This is a genomic window from Nocardia sp. NBC_00416, from assembly GCF_036032445.1.
In the GTDB taxonomy this organism is placed as follows: Bacteria; Actinomycetota; Actinomycetes; order Mycobacteriales; family Mycobacteriaceae; genus Nocardia.
Window position 1 is genome coordinate 6,986,286 of record NZ_CP107932.1, and the last position, 15,364, is coordinate 7,001,649.

13 protein-coding genes are annotated in these 15,364 nt (G+C 69.4%); 5 read left to right on the forward strand and 8 right to left on the reverse strand.

Annotated features, from left to right (window positions below):
- Positions 1-54: 54 nt before the first annotated feature.
- Positions 55-441: a hypothetical protein gene (locus OG804_RS30305; protein ID WP_328392048.1), complete on the reverse strand. Its 387-nt coding sequence runs from the start codon at positions 439-441 to the stop codon at positions 55-57.
- 452 nt (positions 442-893) lie between these two features.
- Between OG804_RS30305 and OG804_RS30310 the strand changes: the two genes are divergently transcribed.
- Positions 894-1,160 carry a hypothetical protein gene (locus OG804_RS30310; protein ID WP_328392049.1) on the forward strand — a complete coding sequence of 89 codons (267 nt, stop codon included), beginning with the start codon at positions 894-896 and terminating at the stop codon, positions 1,158-1,160.
- A 115-nt stretch (positions 1,161-1,275) separates the two neighbouring features.
- Here the strand turns inward: OG804_RS30310 and OG804_RS30315 are convergent, their stop codons facing one another.
- From OG804_RS30315 to panB, 4 genes are all read right to left on the reverse strand, one after another.
- A complete protein-coding gene (locus OG804_RS30315; RefSeq protein ID WP_328392050.1) occupies positions 1,276-2,157 on the reverse strand; it encodes a CHAD domain-containing protein in 882 nt (293 codons plus the stop codon).
- On the reverse strand, positions 2,150-3,118 hold the full coding sequence (pip, locus tag OG804_RS30320; protein ID WP_328392051.1) for a prolyl aminopeptidase: 969 nt from the start codon (positions 3,116-3,118) through the stop codon (positions 2,150-2,152). Before pip ends, OG804_RS30315 begins: the two co-directional genes overlap by 8 nt.
- Positions 3,118-3,522: a hypothetical protein gene (locus tag OG804_RS30325; RefSeq protein ID WP_328392052.1), complete on the reverse strand. Its 405-nt coding sequence runs from the start codon at positions 3,520-3,522 to the stop codon at positions 3,118-3,120. The genes pip and OG804_RS30325 overlap by 1 nt, the downstream gene beginning before the upstream one ends.
- A 128-nt stretch (positions 3,523-3,650) precedes the next feature.
- On the reverse strand, positions 3,651-4,523 hold the full coding sequence (panB, locus tag OG804_RS30330; RefSeq protein WP_442941674.1) for a 3-methyl-2-oxobutanoate hydroxymethyltransferase: 873 nt from the start codon (positions 4,521-4,523) through the stop codon (positions 3,651-3,653).
- Positions 4,524-4,680: 157 nt separating this feature from the next.
- On the opposite strand from panB, the gene OG804_RS30335 reads away from it, so the two are divergent.
- From OG804_RS30335 to OG804_RS30345, 3 genes are all read left to right on the forward strand, one after another.
- On the forward strand, positions 4,681-6,213 hold the full coding sequence (locus tag OG804_RS30335) for an alpha/beta hydrolase (protein WP_442941675.1): 1,533 nt from the start codon (positions 4,681-4,683) through the stop codon (positions 6,211-6,213).
- Positions 6,214-6,277: 64 nt separating this feature from the next.
- Entirely contained in the window at positions 6,278-7,615 is a 1,338-nt protein-coding gene (gene glnA / locus OG804_RS30340) for a type I glutamate--ammonia ligase (protein ID WP_328392054.1), read from the forward strand.
- A 58-nt stretch (positions 7,616-7,673) separates the two neighbouring features.
- Positions 7,674-10,685 (forward strand): bifunctional [glutamine synthetase] adenylyltransferase/[glutamine synthetase]-adenylyl-L-tyrosine phosphorylase, encoded by a 3,012-nt coding sequence (locus tag OG804_RS30345; RefSeq protein WP_328392055.1) that lies wholly within the window; start codon positions 7,674-7,676, stop codon positions 10,683-10,685.
- On the opposite strand, the gene OG804_RS30350 is transcribed toward OG804_RS30345, so the two are convergent.
- On the reverse strand, positions 10,682-10,969 hold the full coding sequence (locus tag OG804_RS30350) for a hypothetical protein (protein WP_328392056.1): 288 nt from the start codon (positions 10,967-10,969) through the stop codon (positions 10,682-10,684). The two genes, OG804_RS30345 and OG804_RS30350, sit on opposite strands and share 4 nt — an antisense overlap.
- A 269-nt stretch (positions 10,970-11,238) precedes the next feature.
- Between OG804_RS30350 and OG804_RS30355 the strand changes: the two genes are divergently transcribed.
- Positions 11,239-12,681, forward strand: coding sequence for a metallopeptidase (locus OG804_RS30355; protein WP_328392057.1), 1,443 nt, complete (start codon positions 11,239-11,241; stop codon positions 12,679-12,681).
- A 57-nt stretch (positions 12,682-12,738) separates the two neighbouring features.
- On the opposite strand, the gene OG804_RS30360 is transcribed toward OG804_RS30355, so the two are convergent.
- Complete coding sequence (locus tag OG804_RS30360) at positions 12,739-13,596, reverse strand: alpha/beta hydrolase (RefSeq protein ID WP_328392058.1); 858 nt, start codon at positions 13,594-13,596, stop codon at positions 12,739-12,741.
- A 197-nt stretch (positions 13,597-13,793) separates the two neighbouring features.
- Complete coding sequence (locus OG804_RS30365; RefSeq protein WP_328392059.1) at positions 13,794-15,209, reverse strand: M20/M25/M40 family metallo-hydrolase; 1,416 nt, start codon at positions 15,207-15,209, stop codon at positions 13,794-13,796.
- Positions 15,210-15,364: the final 155 nt, after the last annotated feature.

Below are 15,364 nucleotides of genomic sequence, written 5' to 3' on the forward strand. Positions count from 1 at the left end.
GCCGCGGCGGCCGGCCCGCGGAATTCGGCCGGGCACGGAGAGGGCCGGGGTTCGCTACCCCTGGCACATAACCGTGACCATCTGCTGAACGGCCGCGGTTTCGGGTGGGGTGGGTTCGGTGTCGCCGACGGTGAGCCGGTCGGTCAACGCGGTGGTCACCTCGTCCTCCGGCGTGCCGGCCCGGATATCGGCGCAGGTTTCGGTGAAGATCGCGGTGATCGCCGGATCGTCACGCCCTTCGGCCAGGCCGGGGAACGCGCCGCGGAAGCCGATGACGAACGACCCCGCCTTCACCTGGTCGAGTTGCGCGGCATCGGGATTCGTCGCGGCGGATGTGGTGGTCGCGGCGGTTTCCGGCGTGCCGGTATCGCTCTGGCAGGCGGTAACGCCCGGTAGGACGGCGATGAGGGCGGCGGAGAGCAGGAGTAGCGGTCTGTACACCGCCGGATGGTAACTCCACGAGATGGACACCGTCCCCCGCCGGGCGGGGGACGACGTTCATCCAGCGGCAGCTCAGGCCGAGGGACCGATCACGAGCATCTGCGCCAGCGCTGTGGCCTGCTGCGGGCCGAGGATGGGAAGCAGATAGTCATAGATGAGAGTAGACATACGTGATGAAACTCCAGCTCGGGATTTAGTCGGACGCTTACGGTTCGCCACAGTAGCAGTTGCTCGGTCAACGGGATATTTTCCCGCTGGATTCGTGTAGAACTGGCATGAATGGTGATCGGCGTCATAAAGTATGCGGGGTCGGCAGGCTCGTTCGGGGCCGTGGAGTTCGCGGAGCGAGCCGATTCATTCCTATCGGAAGACAGGTCACAACACATATGCGGGTAGCACGTACCTTGGCAACCGGAGCTTTGATCGCCGGGGCCGCATCTGTTCTCGCTACCGTGGGCGCCGGTTCCGCCGGTGCTGTCGCGGTGACGCCGATGCCCGGTGGAGTGCGGGTGGACCTCAGCCCCGCGGATACTCGCTGGGTGGATCAGAACAATATCGGGCAGGCGGTCGCGGGCATTCCGCATCCGTCGGCCCCGTCGTTCGGGCAGGCACTGGACGCGGCCGCGGCCGTGTCCTCGGCCTATCCGAACGGCCGGGTGGTTTTCACCGTGTTCGGCCCGCTGCACGAACTGAGCGGATCGATGTTGGCATTGCAGTAGTGTCTCGCGGAGTTTCCGCAGTTCGGGCCGGTGCCGGGGCAACCCGGCGCCGGCCCGGTCCGTTTGCCGACCGATGCCCGGATTCGGTTGTGGCGCTTGGTCTTCCGGGTCGGTATCAAGCCGTGTCGATAGCGGCCGCGGCGGCGGGGTAGCGCGTCAGGCATCGACCGGCCGCGGTGTCCTCGGCGTCGGCGAGGGTTTCGAGCAGGGCGATGTCCTCACCCGCGGCGCGGGCCGCGGCGGCCCGGGCGCGCAGGGCGTCATGGGATTCGACCGCGTCGCGGTGATCGCCCAGCACGGTTTGCAGATTCTTGGCGCGTTTGCCCAGATCCGCGGCAGTGTCGCCGAGTGTCGCCGTCGCCGCCTCGCAGGAATAACGTAACCGTTTGGCGCTCTTACGGATATCGTGCAGCAGTTCCACCCGGTCGGTGGGTGTGACGGTCGGCTCGGCACGCACCAGGCGGCGCACTCTCTTGCGATCGGCGCGCAGCACCCGGTCGAACACCTCTCGCGCGGGTGTTCCGGCGACCGACTCCAGCAGGGGCGGGGACTTACGCCATTTCTTCAACTCGCGCCGCATCTCCCGATAGCGGTCGCTGTCCAGCGCCGCGAGCACCTCGCCGTGCGCGGCGGTGTAGCGGTCGCGCTCGGTGCGGACCAGACGGTCGTGTGCGGCTTCCAGCGCGGCGGAATCGGGAGCGGCGTACCGGTCGAGCAGGTCCGCGAAACGTTCGGCTCGCACCTCGGCGTCGCGTGCCACTCCCAGGATCGCGGCCAGCCAGGCGAGTTCGGTGCGGATCCGGTTGTCGGCGTCGGGATCGAGCAGTTTCTTGTAGGAGCGCAGTACGCTGCGCAACCGCCGCGTCGCGACCCGCATCTGGTGCACCGAATCGTCGGCGTCGGCGCGCACATCCGGCTCCGCGGTGAGTAGACGTTCGATATCGGCGCGCAAGGCCTCGGTGAGCGCGGCGCCCGCGGTGCTCGCCTTCTCACCCATGATCCACCGCCGCGAAAGTATCGGTCGCCTCGACCAACCGGTCGACGATTCCCGGTTCGCTGGACGAGTGCGCGGCATCGTCGACGATGTGCAGTCGCGACTCCGGCCAGGCCCGGTGCAGATCCCAGGCGCTGACCGCGGGACAGACGATATCGTGACGGCCCTGCACGAGGACGGCGGGAATATGGGTGATCGCGTCGATATCGCGCAGCAATTGCGCTTCGTCGAGGAAACCGCCGTGCCGGAAGTAATGGTTCTCGATCCGGGCGAAGGCGAGCGCGAAACGGGCATCGGCGGTTTCGGCCACTCGCTCGGGATCGGGGCGCAGTGAACTGGTCGCGCTCTCCCAGGTGGTCCAGGCGCTGGCCGCCGCGGCGACGACCGCAGGGTCCGCGGCGTGCAGCAGCCGGTGGTAGGCCTCCACCAGATCCCCACCGCGTTCGTCCGGGGGAACCGGCGCGAGGAACTTCTCCCACTCGTCGGGGTACACGTAACCCGCACTGCCGTTGTAGTACCAGTCGATTTCCTTGCGGCGCAGCAGGAAGATGCCGCGCAGCACCAATTCGGTGACCCGCTCCGGATATCGCTGCGCGTAGGCCAGCGACAGGGTCGAACCCCATGAACCGCCGAAGACCAGCCAGCGATCGATGCCGAGTGCCGCGCGCAGCGCTTCGATATCGCCGATCAGATGGCCGGTGGTGTTGACCGACAGTTCGGCGCCGTCGGCGATATGCGGGGTCGACCGGCCGCATCCGCGCTGGTCCAGCAGCACGATCCGGTAGCGGTCCGGGTCGAAGTAGCGGCGGTTCTGCGGTGTGGTGCCGCCGCCCGGCCCGCCGTGCAGGAAGACCGCCGGTTTACCGTCCGGGTTACCGCTGGTCTCCCAGTACACCGCCTGGCCGTCGCCGACCTCGAGCAACCCCTGATCGTAGGGTTCGATCGGCGGGTACAGCGGGCGCATCAGAATGCCAGGCCGGAGGCCAGGTCGGGGATCTCGAGCGCGCGGACGGCCTCGCTGTGCACATCGGAACAGTTCTCGATGGTCACCGTGTCCACGACGCTTTTATCGGCCAGAACCTGCGCGTTGATCTGGCCGTTGGTGAACGCCCATTCGTGGACCATGGCGTTGAGCCCGATCCGGCCCAGCGTCGGCCCCTGGACACGCCAGCTCGGCAGCTCCGGCCGCATCATGTCGCACAGGTTCTTCGCGGCCTTGTCGGTCACCTCGAGGGGCGCGACCGGCGCGGCGCTCTGCGTCGCCGTGCTGGTCGCGGAGGCGGCGGAAGCCGCGGGGGAAGACTGCTCCGAACCGAGCTGCGCACCGCCGCACGCGGTGAGCAGCACCGTCCCGCAAACTCCCGCCACCAAGAGGGCACCCCGTGTTGTCCAAGCGCGTTGCCGCATCAGTACCTCTGTACTCGAGTCGAAACCGTCGACTTCGAGTCTGCCATCCCGCGCGGTGGTGGGGAGTCGCCTCCGAGTTCCGGGGCAGGTCAGAAACTGTGCTCCGGGCCCGGGAACGTTCCGTGCCGGACCTCCTCGGCGTATGCGGCGGCCGCCCCGCGCAGTGCGTCGCCGACCGCGGCGAACCGTTTCACGAACTTGGCGGTCCGGCCGCTGGTGAACCCGGCCATGTCCTGCCAGACGAGCACCTGGGCGTCGCAGTCGGCGCCCGCGCCGATACCGATGGTCGGGATGGTCAGCTTGCGGGTCACTTGACCGGCGACCTCGGCCGGGACCATTTCCATCACCACCGAGAACGCACCCGCCGCCTGGACCGCGATCGCGTCGGAGAGCAGCCCCTCGGCGCCCGCGCCGCGGCCCTGCACCCGGAAACCGCCGAGGGTGTTGACGCTCTGCGGGGTGAAGCCGATATGCGCCATCACCGGGATTCCGGCGCTGGTCAGCAGCCGGATCTGGTCGGCGACGCGTTCGCCGCCCTCCAGTTTCACCGCGTGCGCGCCACCCTCCTTCATGAAGCGGGTGGCCGTGGCGAGGGCCTGCTCGGGGGAACCCTCGTAGCTGCCGAACGGCAGATCCGCGACGACCAGCGCGCGGGGGGCGCCGCGCACCACACCGCGCACCAGCGGAATCAGCTCGTCGGTGGTGATCGGCACGGTCGTGTCGTATCCGTACACCACATTGGCGGCGGAATCGCCGATCAGCAGCACCGGAATGCCCGCCTCCTCGAAGAGGCGGGCGCTGGAGTAGTCGTAGGCGGTGAGCATGGCCCAGCGCTCACCCGTCGCCTTCATCTGTTGCAGATGCTGGACGCGGGTGGCCCGGCGCGCGGGCTTCGCGGGGTCGGTGGCGCCGTACGCGGGCGTTTCCGCCGTGGCATCGGGCATGGTTGATGAGTCGGACATCATCGTCCCTTTCGTCTCCTCGAGGCCCTGTGCGGGTCCCCGGGTCTGGTTGACGCCTTCCAGTGTGCACCCGCGGCCGAGCCCGGATTAAGCCCGCGACCAGGTGCGGTTCGTCACATCCCCAGGAGTGGGGGCCGGTCCGGCTAGCATTGCGGCGGTGCGGAGCGGGTGTGGTGTGCTGGCGGGTGTGCTGGCGGCGGCGACGGTGTGCCTCGTGGGATGCGCGGACTCGGATCGGGAACAGTCCGCCCCGCCCGCCCCGGTTCCCGCGGAGTTGACTCGTTTCTATACCCAGGCGCCCGACTGGGAACCCTGTGCCGGGTACACCGAACCGGGCGAGGGCTTGGCGCCGGCCGCGCAATGCGCGCGGATCGAGGTACCCGTCGACTACGGGGACCCCGACGGCCCGACCGCGCAGCTGGCGGTGTCCCGGATGCGCGCGACCGGAGATCGGATCGGGTCGCTGCTGATCAACCCGGGCGGCCCGGGAATGTCGGGGTTGTCCACGGTCATGATCGGCGGCGGGACCCCGCTGGCCGAGCGGTTCGACCGGGTGGGTTTCGATCCGCGCGGCGTCGGCGCCTCCACCCCCGCCGTCGACTGCCTGAATCCGCAGGAAACCGATGCCGAGCGGGCCGAACCGCCATTGCCGAACACTCCGGAGGGCATCACCGAGGCGGAGGACGAGAACCGCGAGTACGCCGGCCGCTGTGTGGCCCGTACGGGTGCGGAGTTCCTCGCCCATGTCGGTACCCAGGAGGTCATCCAGGATATGGACGTCATCCGGGCGGTGCTGGGCGATCCGAAACTCACCTATCTCGGCTACTCCTACGGCACCCGGCTCGGGGCGGCGTACGCGGAGCGGTATCCCGGCAATATCCGCGCCATGGTGCTCGACGGCGCGATCGATCCGTCCCAGGATCCGGTCGCCGAATCGCTGCGCCAGGCCGCGGGGTTCCAGCGGGCCTTCGACGCCTACGCCGCGGACTGTGTGCAGTCCCCGGACTGTCCGCTGGGGACCGACCCGGCTCAGGTGGTCCCGCGGTTCCGGGCCCTGGTGGACCCGCTGTGGGACGCGCCCGCGGCCACCACCGATCCGCGCGGGCTCAGTTACGACGACGCCGTCACCGGAGTCCAGCAGACGCTCTACAGCGCCGACTTCTGGCCGGTGCTCACGGTCGGTTTGACCGAACTGACCGAAGGTCGCGGCGATACGCTGCTGCAACTCGCCGATATGTACAACGGCCGCCGCGACGACGGCACCTACAGCAACCTTTCCGACGCGTTCGACGCGATCCGCTGCGTGGACGATCCCCGGATCACCGATCGCGCGGTCGCCGGCCGGCAGGACACCGAGTACCGCGAGGCCGCGCCCTTCCTCGACGACGGCCGCGGCACCGGCGCGGCGCCGCTGGAACTGTGCGCGGACTGGCCGGTGCCCAACACCAGCCGGCCGCACGAGATCTCCGTGCAGGGCCTGCCCGAGACCGTGGTGGTGTCCACCACCGGCGATCCGGCGACCCCCTATCAGGCCGGTGTGGACCTGGCCGAGCAACTCGGCGCGGCCCTGATCACACACGAGGGCGACAGTCACACCGTGGTGCTCACCGGGGGCGCGACCTGCGTGGACGATGCGGTCATCAGCTATCTGGTGGACCTGAAATCCCCGCCCGAAGGTCTGCGCTGCTGACCCGACACACAGCGCAGCGCGTCATGTAACACGGATTTAACGCCGGGTGCCTACTCTCGCGGTCATGGATCGCCAGAAGGAATTCGTGCTGCGGACGCTCGAAGAGCGGGACATCCGCTTCGTGCGTCTCTGGTTCACCGACGTGCTGGGCTATCTCAAGTCCGTCGCCATCGCGCCCGCCGAACTCGAGGGGGCGTTCGAGGAGGGCATCGGGTTCGACGGTTCCGCCATCGAGGGATTCGCCCGGATCTCCGAGGCCGATATGGTGGCCCGGCCCGATCCGTCGACCTTCCAGGTGCTGCCGTGGTCCTCCAGCAAAGGACATCAGCACTCCGCCCGGATGTTCTGCGACATCACCATGCCCGACGGTTCGCCGTCGTGGGCCGATCCGCGCCACGTGCTGCGGCGTCAGCTCAACAAGGCCGGTGACGTCGGGTTCAGCTGCTACGTCCACCCGGAGATCGAGTTCTTCCTGCTGAAGAACCAGCCCGACGGCGTCGACCCGGTCCCCGCGGACACAGGTGGCTTCTTCGACCAGGCCGTGCACGATTCCGCCCCGAACTTCCGGCGGCACGCCATCGACGCGCTCGAATCCATGGGCATCTCGGTGGAGTTCAGCCACCACGAGGGCGCGCCCGGCCAGCAGGAGATCGACCTGCGCTACGCCGACGCGCTGTCCATGGCCGACAACGTGATGACCTTCCGGTACCTGATCAAGGAAGTCGCGATCGACGAGGGCGTGCGTGCCACGTTCATGCCCAAACCGTTCGCGCAGTATCCGGGCTCGGCCATGCACACGCATATGAGCCTGTTCGAAGGCGAGGCGAACGCGTTCTCCGATCCGGACGACCCGAACAACCTCTCCGCCACCGCCCGCGCCTTCATCGCCGGCATCCTCGAACACGCGCACGAGATCAGTGCCATCACCAACCAGTGGGTGAACTCCTACAAGCGGCTCATCCACGGCGGTGAGGCGCCGACCGCGGCGTCCTGGGGCCGGTCCAACCGGTCGGCGCTGGTCCGGGTGCCCATGTACACCCCGAACAAATCGTCCTCGCGACGCGTCGAGATCCGCAGCCCTGATTCCGCCTGCAACCCCTACCTGACCTTCGCGGTACTGCTGGCCGCCGGCCTGCGCGGTGTCGAGAAGGGCTACACCCTGCCGCCGGAGGCCGAGGACGACGTCTGGTCGCTCACCGCCGCCGAACGGCGCGCCATGGGGTTCAAGGAGCTGCCGGGCACGCTGGACGAGGCGCTGCACGCGATGGAACGGTCGGAGTTGGTCGCCGAAACGCTGGGTGAGCACGTGTTCGACTTCTTCCTGCGCAACAAGCGCCGGGAATGGTCGGACTACCGCGCCCAGGTGACGCCGTTCGAACTGCGCGAATACCTCGGTCTCTGATCCTCGGCAGCTGAGGGTCCGGCACAATTCCGGTCCGGTTGTCGGTACCTTGAGCTTCATGGTCCGCCCCCCGTCCGCCCGGTCCGCCGTCCCCGGCGTCGGCCGGCTCGGATTGCTCGAGCCGTCGGCCGCCGACTCGCTGAGAACTCTCGGCTGGGACAACGTCGACAGCATCGCGGTGCTGTGGTCGCTGTCCCGGGCGCCGGACGCGGACCTGGCGCTGAGCACCCTGGTCAGGCTGTCCGAGGCGCTCGGAAACGAGTGGGCGGAGCTGGATTCGGCGATCCGCTCCGAGAAGACACTGCGCGGCCGGCTGTTCGCGCTGCTCGGATCGTCGACCGCGTTCGGCGATCACCTGGTGGCGGATCCGGGGTCCTGGATCCTGTTGCGCCGCACCGAACTACCCGACCACGACGAGCTGATCGCCGATCTGCTCGCGGTGGTCGCCGCCGAACCCGAGTCCGGTCCGCACGCCGGGCCGATGCTGTTCCGGGCCGGCGAATCCGGACCCGAAGTGGTGGCCCTGCTGCGCAAGCGCTACCGCGACCAGCTCATGCTGCTGGCCGCCGTGGACCTGGCCGCGACCGTCGAGGACGAGCCGGTCGTCCCGTACGAGGTGGTGGGCCGACAGCTCACCGCCCTGGCCGACGCCGCGCTCACCGCCGCGCTGGCGGTCGCGGTGGCCCGGGTGTGCCGCGACGAGCCGTGCCCGGTGCGGCTGGCGGTGATAGCCATGGGCAAGAGCGGGGCGTGCGAACTCAACTACGTCAGCGATGTGGACATCCTGTTCGTCGCCGAACCCGCCGACGCCGTCGCGACCCGGCTGGCCGCGGAACTGATGACCGTCGGATCCTCGGCGTTCTTCGATGTGGACGCCGCACTGCGGCCGGAGGGCAAGGCGGGAGCGCTGGTGCGCACCCTCGATTCCCATCTCGCCTACTACCAGCGCTGGGCGCGGACCTGGGAGTTCCAGGCCCTGCTCAAAGCGCGGGCGATGACCGGTGACATCGAGCTCGGAGAGCAGTACCGGGCCGCGACCGACGCCATGGTGTGGACCGCGTCCGAACGACCCGATTTCGTCCCCGATGTGCAGGCGATGCGCCGCCGGGTGGAGGACCTGGTCCCCGCCGACCTGCGCGAGCGGGAACTCAAACTCGGCAGCGGGAGCCTGCGCGATGTGGAGTTCGCGGTGCAACTTCTGCAACTCGTGCACGGACGCGTCGACCCCAAACTGCACGTCCAGGGCACTGTGGAGGCCCTGGCGGCGCTCGCCGCGCGCGGATACGTGGGCCGTGACGACGCCGCCAACCTCACCGCCTCCTACGAGTTCCTGCGCCTGCTCGAACACCGGCTGCAGTTGCAGCGGCTCAAACGCACCCACACGCTGCCCGCCGCCGACGACGAGGAAGGGATGCGCTGGCTGGCTCGCGCCGCGCATATCCGACCCGACGGCACCCGCGACGCCGCGGGCGTCCTACGCGGCGAACTGCGCCGGCACACCGGGCGGATCCGCCGGTTGCACACCAAACTCTTCTACCGCCCGCTGCTGGAATCGGTGGCCCGGCTGGACTCGGACGCCCTGCGGCTGAGCCCGGACGCCGCGGTCCGTCAGCTCGCCGCCCTCGGTTACGCCGACCCCGAGCACGCCCTCGGTCATCTGCGCGCACTCACCAGCGGTGTCTCCCGTAAAGGACGCATCCAGGCGGTGCTGCTGCCGACCCTGCTGGAGTGGCTGGGCGAAACCCCCGACCCCGACGCCGGGCTGCTGGCCTACCGGCGGGTATCCGAAGGCCTGGTGGACCAGGACTGGTATCTGCGGGTGCTGCGCGACGAGGGCGCGGTGGGACAGCGGCTCATGATGGTGCTGGGGTCCTCGGCGTATCTACCGGATCTGCTGATCAACGCGCCCGAGACCATCCGCATGTACGCCGACGGCCCGCACGGCCCGCTGCTGCTGCGCACCGGTCCCGTCGAGGTGGCGAACGGAATCCTCACCGCCGCCGACCGCTACACCGACCCGAAGCGCGCCGTCGCCACCGCGCGCTCGCTGCGCCGCCACGAGCTCGCCCGGGTGGCGTCGGCGGATCTGCTGGGCTTGCTGGACGTGCCCCAGGTCTGCGCCGCGTTGTCCGCGGTATGGGTGGCGGTGCTCGAGGCCTCGCTGCGCGCGGTCATCCGGGCCAGCGTCGCCGAACGCGGCGCGCCCGCACCGGCGGATTTCGCGGTGATCGGGATGGGCCGGCTCGGCGGGATGGAACTGGGTTACGGGTCCGACGCCGACGTGCTCTTCGTCTGCGACCCGCGTCCCGGCGAAGAGGAACACGTCGCCGTGAAATGGGCCAACGGCATCGCCGAACAGGTTCAGAAACTGCTCGGCGCCCCCAGCACCGATCCGCCGCTGCAGGTCGACGCCGGGCTGCGACCGGAGGGACGCAGCGGTCCGCTCGTGCGCACGCTGACCGCCTACGACGCCTACTACCGCCAATGGGCGCACTCGTGGGAGGTGCAGGCCCTGCTCCGCGCGCATCAGGTCGCCGGAGACCAGGACCTGGGTGTTCGTTTCCTGCATACGATCGACCGCGTGCGCTACCCGGCCGGCGGGGTCTCGGCCGACGCGGTGCGCGAGATCCGCCGGATCAAAGCCCGGATCGATTCCGAACGGCTACCCCGGGGCGCCGACCCCGCGACCCACACCAAGCTCGGGCGCGGCGGCCTGGCCGATATCGAATGGACGGTGCAGCTGCTGCAATTGCGGCACGCACACGAGATCCCGGCGCTGCACAACACCTCCACGCTGGAATCGCTGGATGTCATCGAGAAGGCGGGCCTCCTCGGCGCCGAGGACGCCGACCTGCTGCGGCAGTCCTGGATCACCGCGACGGCGGCCCGCAACGCACTGGTCCTGGTCCGCGGTAAGCCCTCCGATCAACTACCCGGTCCCGGACGCACCCTCTCGGCGGTGGCCAAGGTGGCCGGCTGGCCCAACGATGACGGCGGCGAATTCCTGGACAACTATCTGCGGATCACCCGGCGGGCGAAAGCCGTGGTGGAGCGGGTGTTCGGCAGTTAGCCGCCGGCTCCGGAGGTCAGGGCGCGGAACCGGGCGACCACCTCGTCGAGCGCATGCCGATCCTCTCGATCCGGCGCGATCCGGCCGCCCTCCGCGGTGACCGTCACCCTGGTGCCGACCTCGATCCGGAGATCGGCCCAGCACCACGGCAGAACCGGCAGGTTCACCGCATGCTCGTTGGCGGCGAGGGTGATCCGAGAAGTATGGCCCGCCGCGCAGGCTGCCAGCGCTTCGGCGATCTCGGCGGTGAGCGCTCCGGGCGACCGGAATTCCTCGATGTACACGGCAGTAATCTATGGCCCTGCCTGCGGCGGGTCGGGGCCAACCCCGGTTCTTCACTCCGCCGCTCAGTCGCTGCGCTCCTTGTGGCCGGTGTGGAGCCGGAGGTGCTAACGGTGGGACGGTCGATTCCTATACCGGAGAGCGAAGGGGTCGCTCGTGTTCATCGCTGTACGCCGTTGCCCGCCTTGTGATTCGATTATCGACGGGTCGGGCGGGGCGATAGCGCGGTCCGGGCGGTACCGGGGTCCGGTAGGGAAACGGGGAGGCAGTAATGACCACGACACGGTGGGTGCGGTGGGGCGTCGCGGCGGCCGCGGCGATGCTGACGTTTTCGGCGCTGTCGGCGTGTGCGGAGGCCGGTTCCGCGCAGAACGCGACGAGCTCGGACAATCCGTGGCAGATCGCGGGCGCGACGACCAGTACCGGCCCCAGCGGCCCGCGGGAGGGGGTGCCCGACAGCGACCGGCAGGCCGAGAACGGGGACGGCGGCGACATGGACCGCCTCGCGCTCAACGCGGTCGCCGATATCGAGGCCTTCTGGTCGGAGAACTATTCGGCGAACTTCCCGGGCGAATTCCGCCCGGTAGCGAAACTCATCTCCTGGGACGCCGACGCCGCGGAGCGCGACTCGGTCGAGTTCTGCACGGTCAGCACCCACGAACTGGTGAACGCCGCCTACTGCGGCGAGGACGAGACCATCGGCTGGGATCGCGGAGTGCTGCTGCCGGAGCTGGTGGATCGGTTCGGTGAGATGGCGGTGGTGATGGTGCTCGCGCACGAGTACGGGCACGCGCTGCAGATACCCGCCGGGATCGCGACCGAGGATTCACCGGGCCTGGTCACCGAACAGCAGGCCGACTGCCTGGCCGGAGTGTTCCTCCGGCATGTCGCCGAGGGCGACTCACCCCATTTCGACCTCAACACCAGCGCAGGTCTCAACGGTGTCCTCGGCGCCACCGTCGCGGTGCGCGACCGCGACCCCGACGATCCGGAGAATGTGCACGGCAGCGCTTTCGAACGGGTCACCGCTGTGCAGATGGGGTACACGGACGGCGCCGGAAGCTGCGCCGAGATCGACGAACAAGAGATCGAGCAGCGCCGCGCCGGCCTCCCGGTGACCTTCGATACGGGGGAGGAGTACATGCAGCTCGAGGTCACCGAGGACGCGCTGGGCGAGATGGCGGCCGCGCTGGCCGATATCCTGCCGGTCGCCGATTCCCCCGACTACGACTACGACGGTGTGCCCAGCAGCTGCTCGGACGCCACACCGACCGAACCGGTCGCATACTGCCCGGCCACCGAGGTGATCGGGACAGATGTCGACGCGCTGGCCGAGCGGGCCGGTGGAACGGGGGACGAGGACGAACCGCTGTCGGCGGTCGTCACCGGTGACTACAACGCGTTCGTCGTCTTCGTCTCCCGCTACACGCTCGCCTATCAGAACGCGCAGAAGCTGACCCTGACCGGCGCCGACAGCGCCGGACTGCGCACGGCCTGCCTGTCGGGGGTGGTGACCACCGCGCTGAGCAGGGTCGACAGCAACCCGCGGCTGTCCGCAGGCGATCTGGACGAGGCGGTATCGGGCCTGCTGGCCGACGGGCTGGCCGCCGCCGATGTCGACGGTGAGGTCGTCCCCGAAGGCTATCTGCGGTTGGAGGCCTTCCGCCTGGGCGTACTCGAAGGCGAATCCGCCTGCCTGAACGAGTACGAGTAGGACGCACCCGTGGAACCGGTGCGCACACCGGTTCCACGGGTGCAGTGGCCTCCGGAACTACTCCGCCGGAACCCGCGCGTCCAGCCAGGCGACGACATCGGCGAGTACCCGATCGCGTTCGGGTTCGTTGAAGATCTCGTGGTAGAGCCCGTCGTAGCGGCGGACCGTGAGATCGGTGGTGCCCGCGTGCTGTTCGATGCGATCGGTACTCGCCGGGGCGGCGATGACGTCGGCGGTGCCGTGCAGCGCCAGCGTCGGCACCCGTAGCCGCGGCAGCCGATCGAGGACCGTCGCGGCGGCCGTGAGGATTTCGGTCGCCGTGCGGGCGGGCAGCTTGCCCCGGAACACCAGCGGGTCGTCGTCGTAGGCCGTGACGACCGCCGGGTCCCGGCTGATCTGCGACGAATCGAGTTTCAGCACACCGAGGTTCGGCGCCAGCCGGGTGAGTACCGGCGCCAGCAGTCGCTGCGCCGGATTACCGGCGTCGATGATCAGCGGCGGCGCCGACACCACCACTCCGGCCACCTCCAGCGGCGCCCTGGTGGCCAGGTACAAGGTGATCAACGCGCCCATGGAATGGCCGACCACGAACGCGGGCGCACCGGGGTGTTCCTCGCGTGCCAGGTCCAGCAGTGCCGCCACATTGTCCGCGGCATTGTCGACCGACCCGATATTGGCCCGCGTCCCGGCATCCGCCGACTCCCCGTGCCCCACATGATCGAGCGCGTGGACCGCGAAACCGGCCGCGGCGAAAGTCCGCGCGACGTAGTCGTAGCGGCCCGAATGTTCGGCTACGCCGTGTACGAGGACGATGACCCCGCGGACCGCGACATCGGGTATCCAGGACCGTGTGCTGATCCGGTTCCCGGCGTGTTCGAATTCCCCGCGGCGCTTCTGCACGCCCTGATCACGCATCACTGCACTCCCCTCGAAGCCGGTACACGCTGTCCGCGAAGGCCGGAACGGAGGTGGAGGTATCGCATCATCAGCACTCCCTCCAAGCCGGTACATGCTGTCCGCGAAGGCCGGAACGGAGGTGGAGGTATCGCATCACTGGGTCCTCCCTCGAAGCCGGTGCATACGTGGTTCGCGGCGGAGGCGGAGATATTGCATCAGCGCGGCTCCTGACGCCCTCGGGCCCGGTCCGGCTCGGCGAGCGCGGTGACCAGGCGCCGGTTGAAGTCGATCAGCCGAGCGTAGTTCACCCGGGACAGCCGTTCGTCGTTTCCGTGGATCCGTTCCAGATCGGCGGCGGTGAGCTGGACCGGGGCGAAATTACAGCGGGTATCGGCCAGATCGTCGTAGTGCCGCGAATCGGTGGCGCCCGGCACCAGGCCGGTGGTCACCGCGACGCCGGGCGCCACCTCCGCGGTGATCCCGGCGACCAGGTCGAAGGCCGGTCCGGGCGCGGCTGCCGGGGTCGGTTCGGAGGACATCCCCACCAGTTCGATCGTCACGCCCTCATCGCGTACGGCCCGGCGGCAGTGGGCGAGGACGGAATCGACCGAATCCCCGGGCAGGATGCGGAAGTTGATCAGCGCTTCGGCCTGCTGCGGCAGCACATTCGCCTTCACCCCGCCGCGGATCACGGTCGGCGCGGTGGTGGTGCGCACCATTGCCTCGGTCTGCGGGGTCGCGGCCATGATCCGGGCGATCACCGGCGCGGCCGCGCCCGCGAAGCCGAGCAGTCGGCGTTTGACCGTGGGCAGATGCGGCCGGAGGCGGGCCAGCATATCGGTGACCACCGGTGTCACCCGCAGGGGCATCGGATCGTCCTGGATCCGGCTCACCGCGCGCGCGAGCCGTCCGACCGCGGTCTGCCGTCCCGGCATGGACGAATGCCCGCCAGTCTCCGATACCGACAACCGGACCGTCGCGTACCCCTTCTCACCGAGCATGATCGTCGCCACCGGTACGCGCACATCGTTCACGATCCCGTCGGTGATCACCCCGCCCTCGTCCAGCAGGAGATCGGCCCGCACACCCCGCTCGCGCAACCGGGCCGCCATCCGCGCCGCGCCGGTGTTCCCGAACACCTCCTCGTCATGACCGAACGCGAGATAGATGGTGTGGCGCGGACGGACCCCGGCGGCGAGCGCGGACTCGACGGCCTCCAGGATCGCCAGCACCCGGCTCTTGTCGTCGATCGCGCCGCGCCCCCAGATGAACTCCTGGTCCACCACCCCGTCGAACGGGGGATGGGTCCAGCGTTGCGGGTCGCTCGCGGGCACCACGTCCTGGTGCGCGAGCAGGATCGCCGCGGTGCGTGCCGGATCGGCGCCGGGCCAGGTGTAGAGACGGCTGTGACCGAACTTCTCCATGTCGAGTTCGGCGTGCACCCGTGGGAACGACCGCTCGAGATGCGCGGCCAAGCGGACGAACTCCGCGTCGGTGTCCGGAGCCTCGGACGTCTCGTCCGTTTCTTCCCGGGACACGGTGACGCAACGCAGCGCGGTCGCGAGTCGTTCCGCGGTGGCGTCGTCGACCGGGACACCGGATGACGGGCGGGCCTCGATGTTGGTGGACATACGTGCATTCTGCTCGGCCCGGCGATCCCGTGGGTCCGGTTGCCGGCCCCGCCGTGACCACCGCCGCCGGAAGGCTGCGACCGGCCGCGGCGGAGTCGCCGCGCACCCGGGCGTGCCGCCGGGCCCGTCCCGTGGTCGAAGCGCCGATGGCCGGG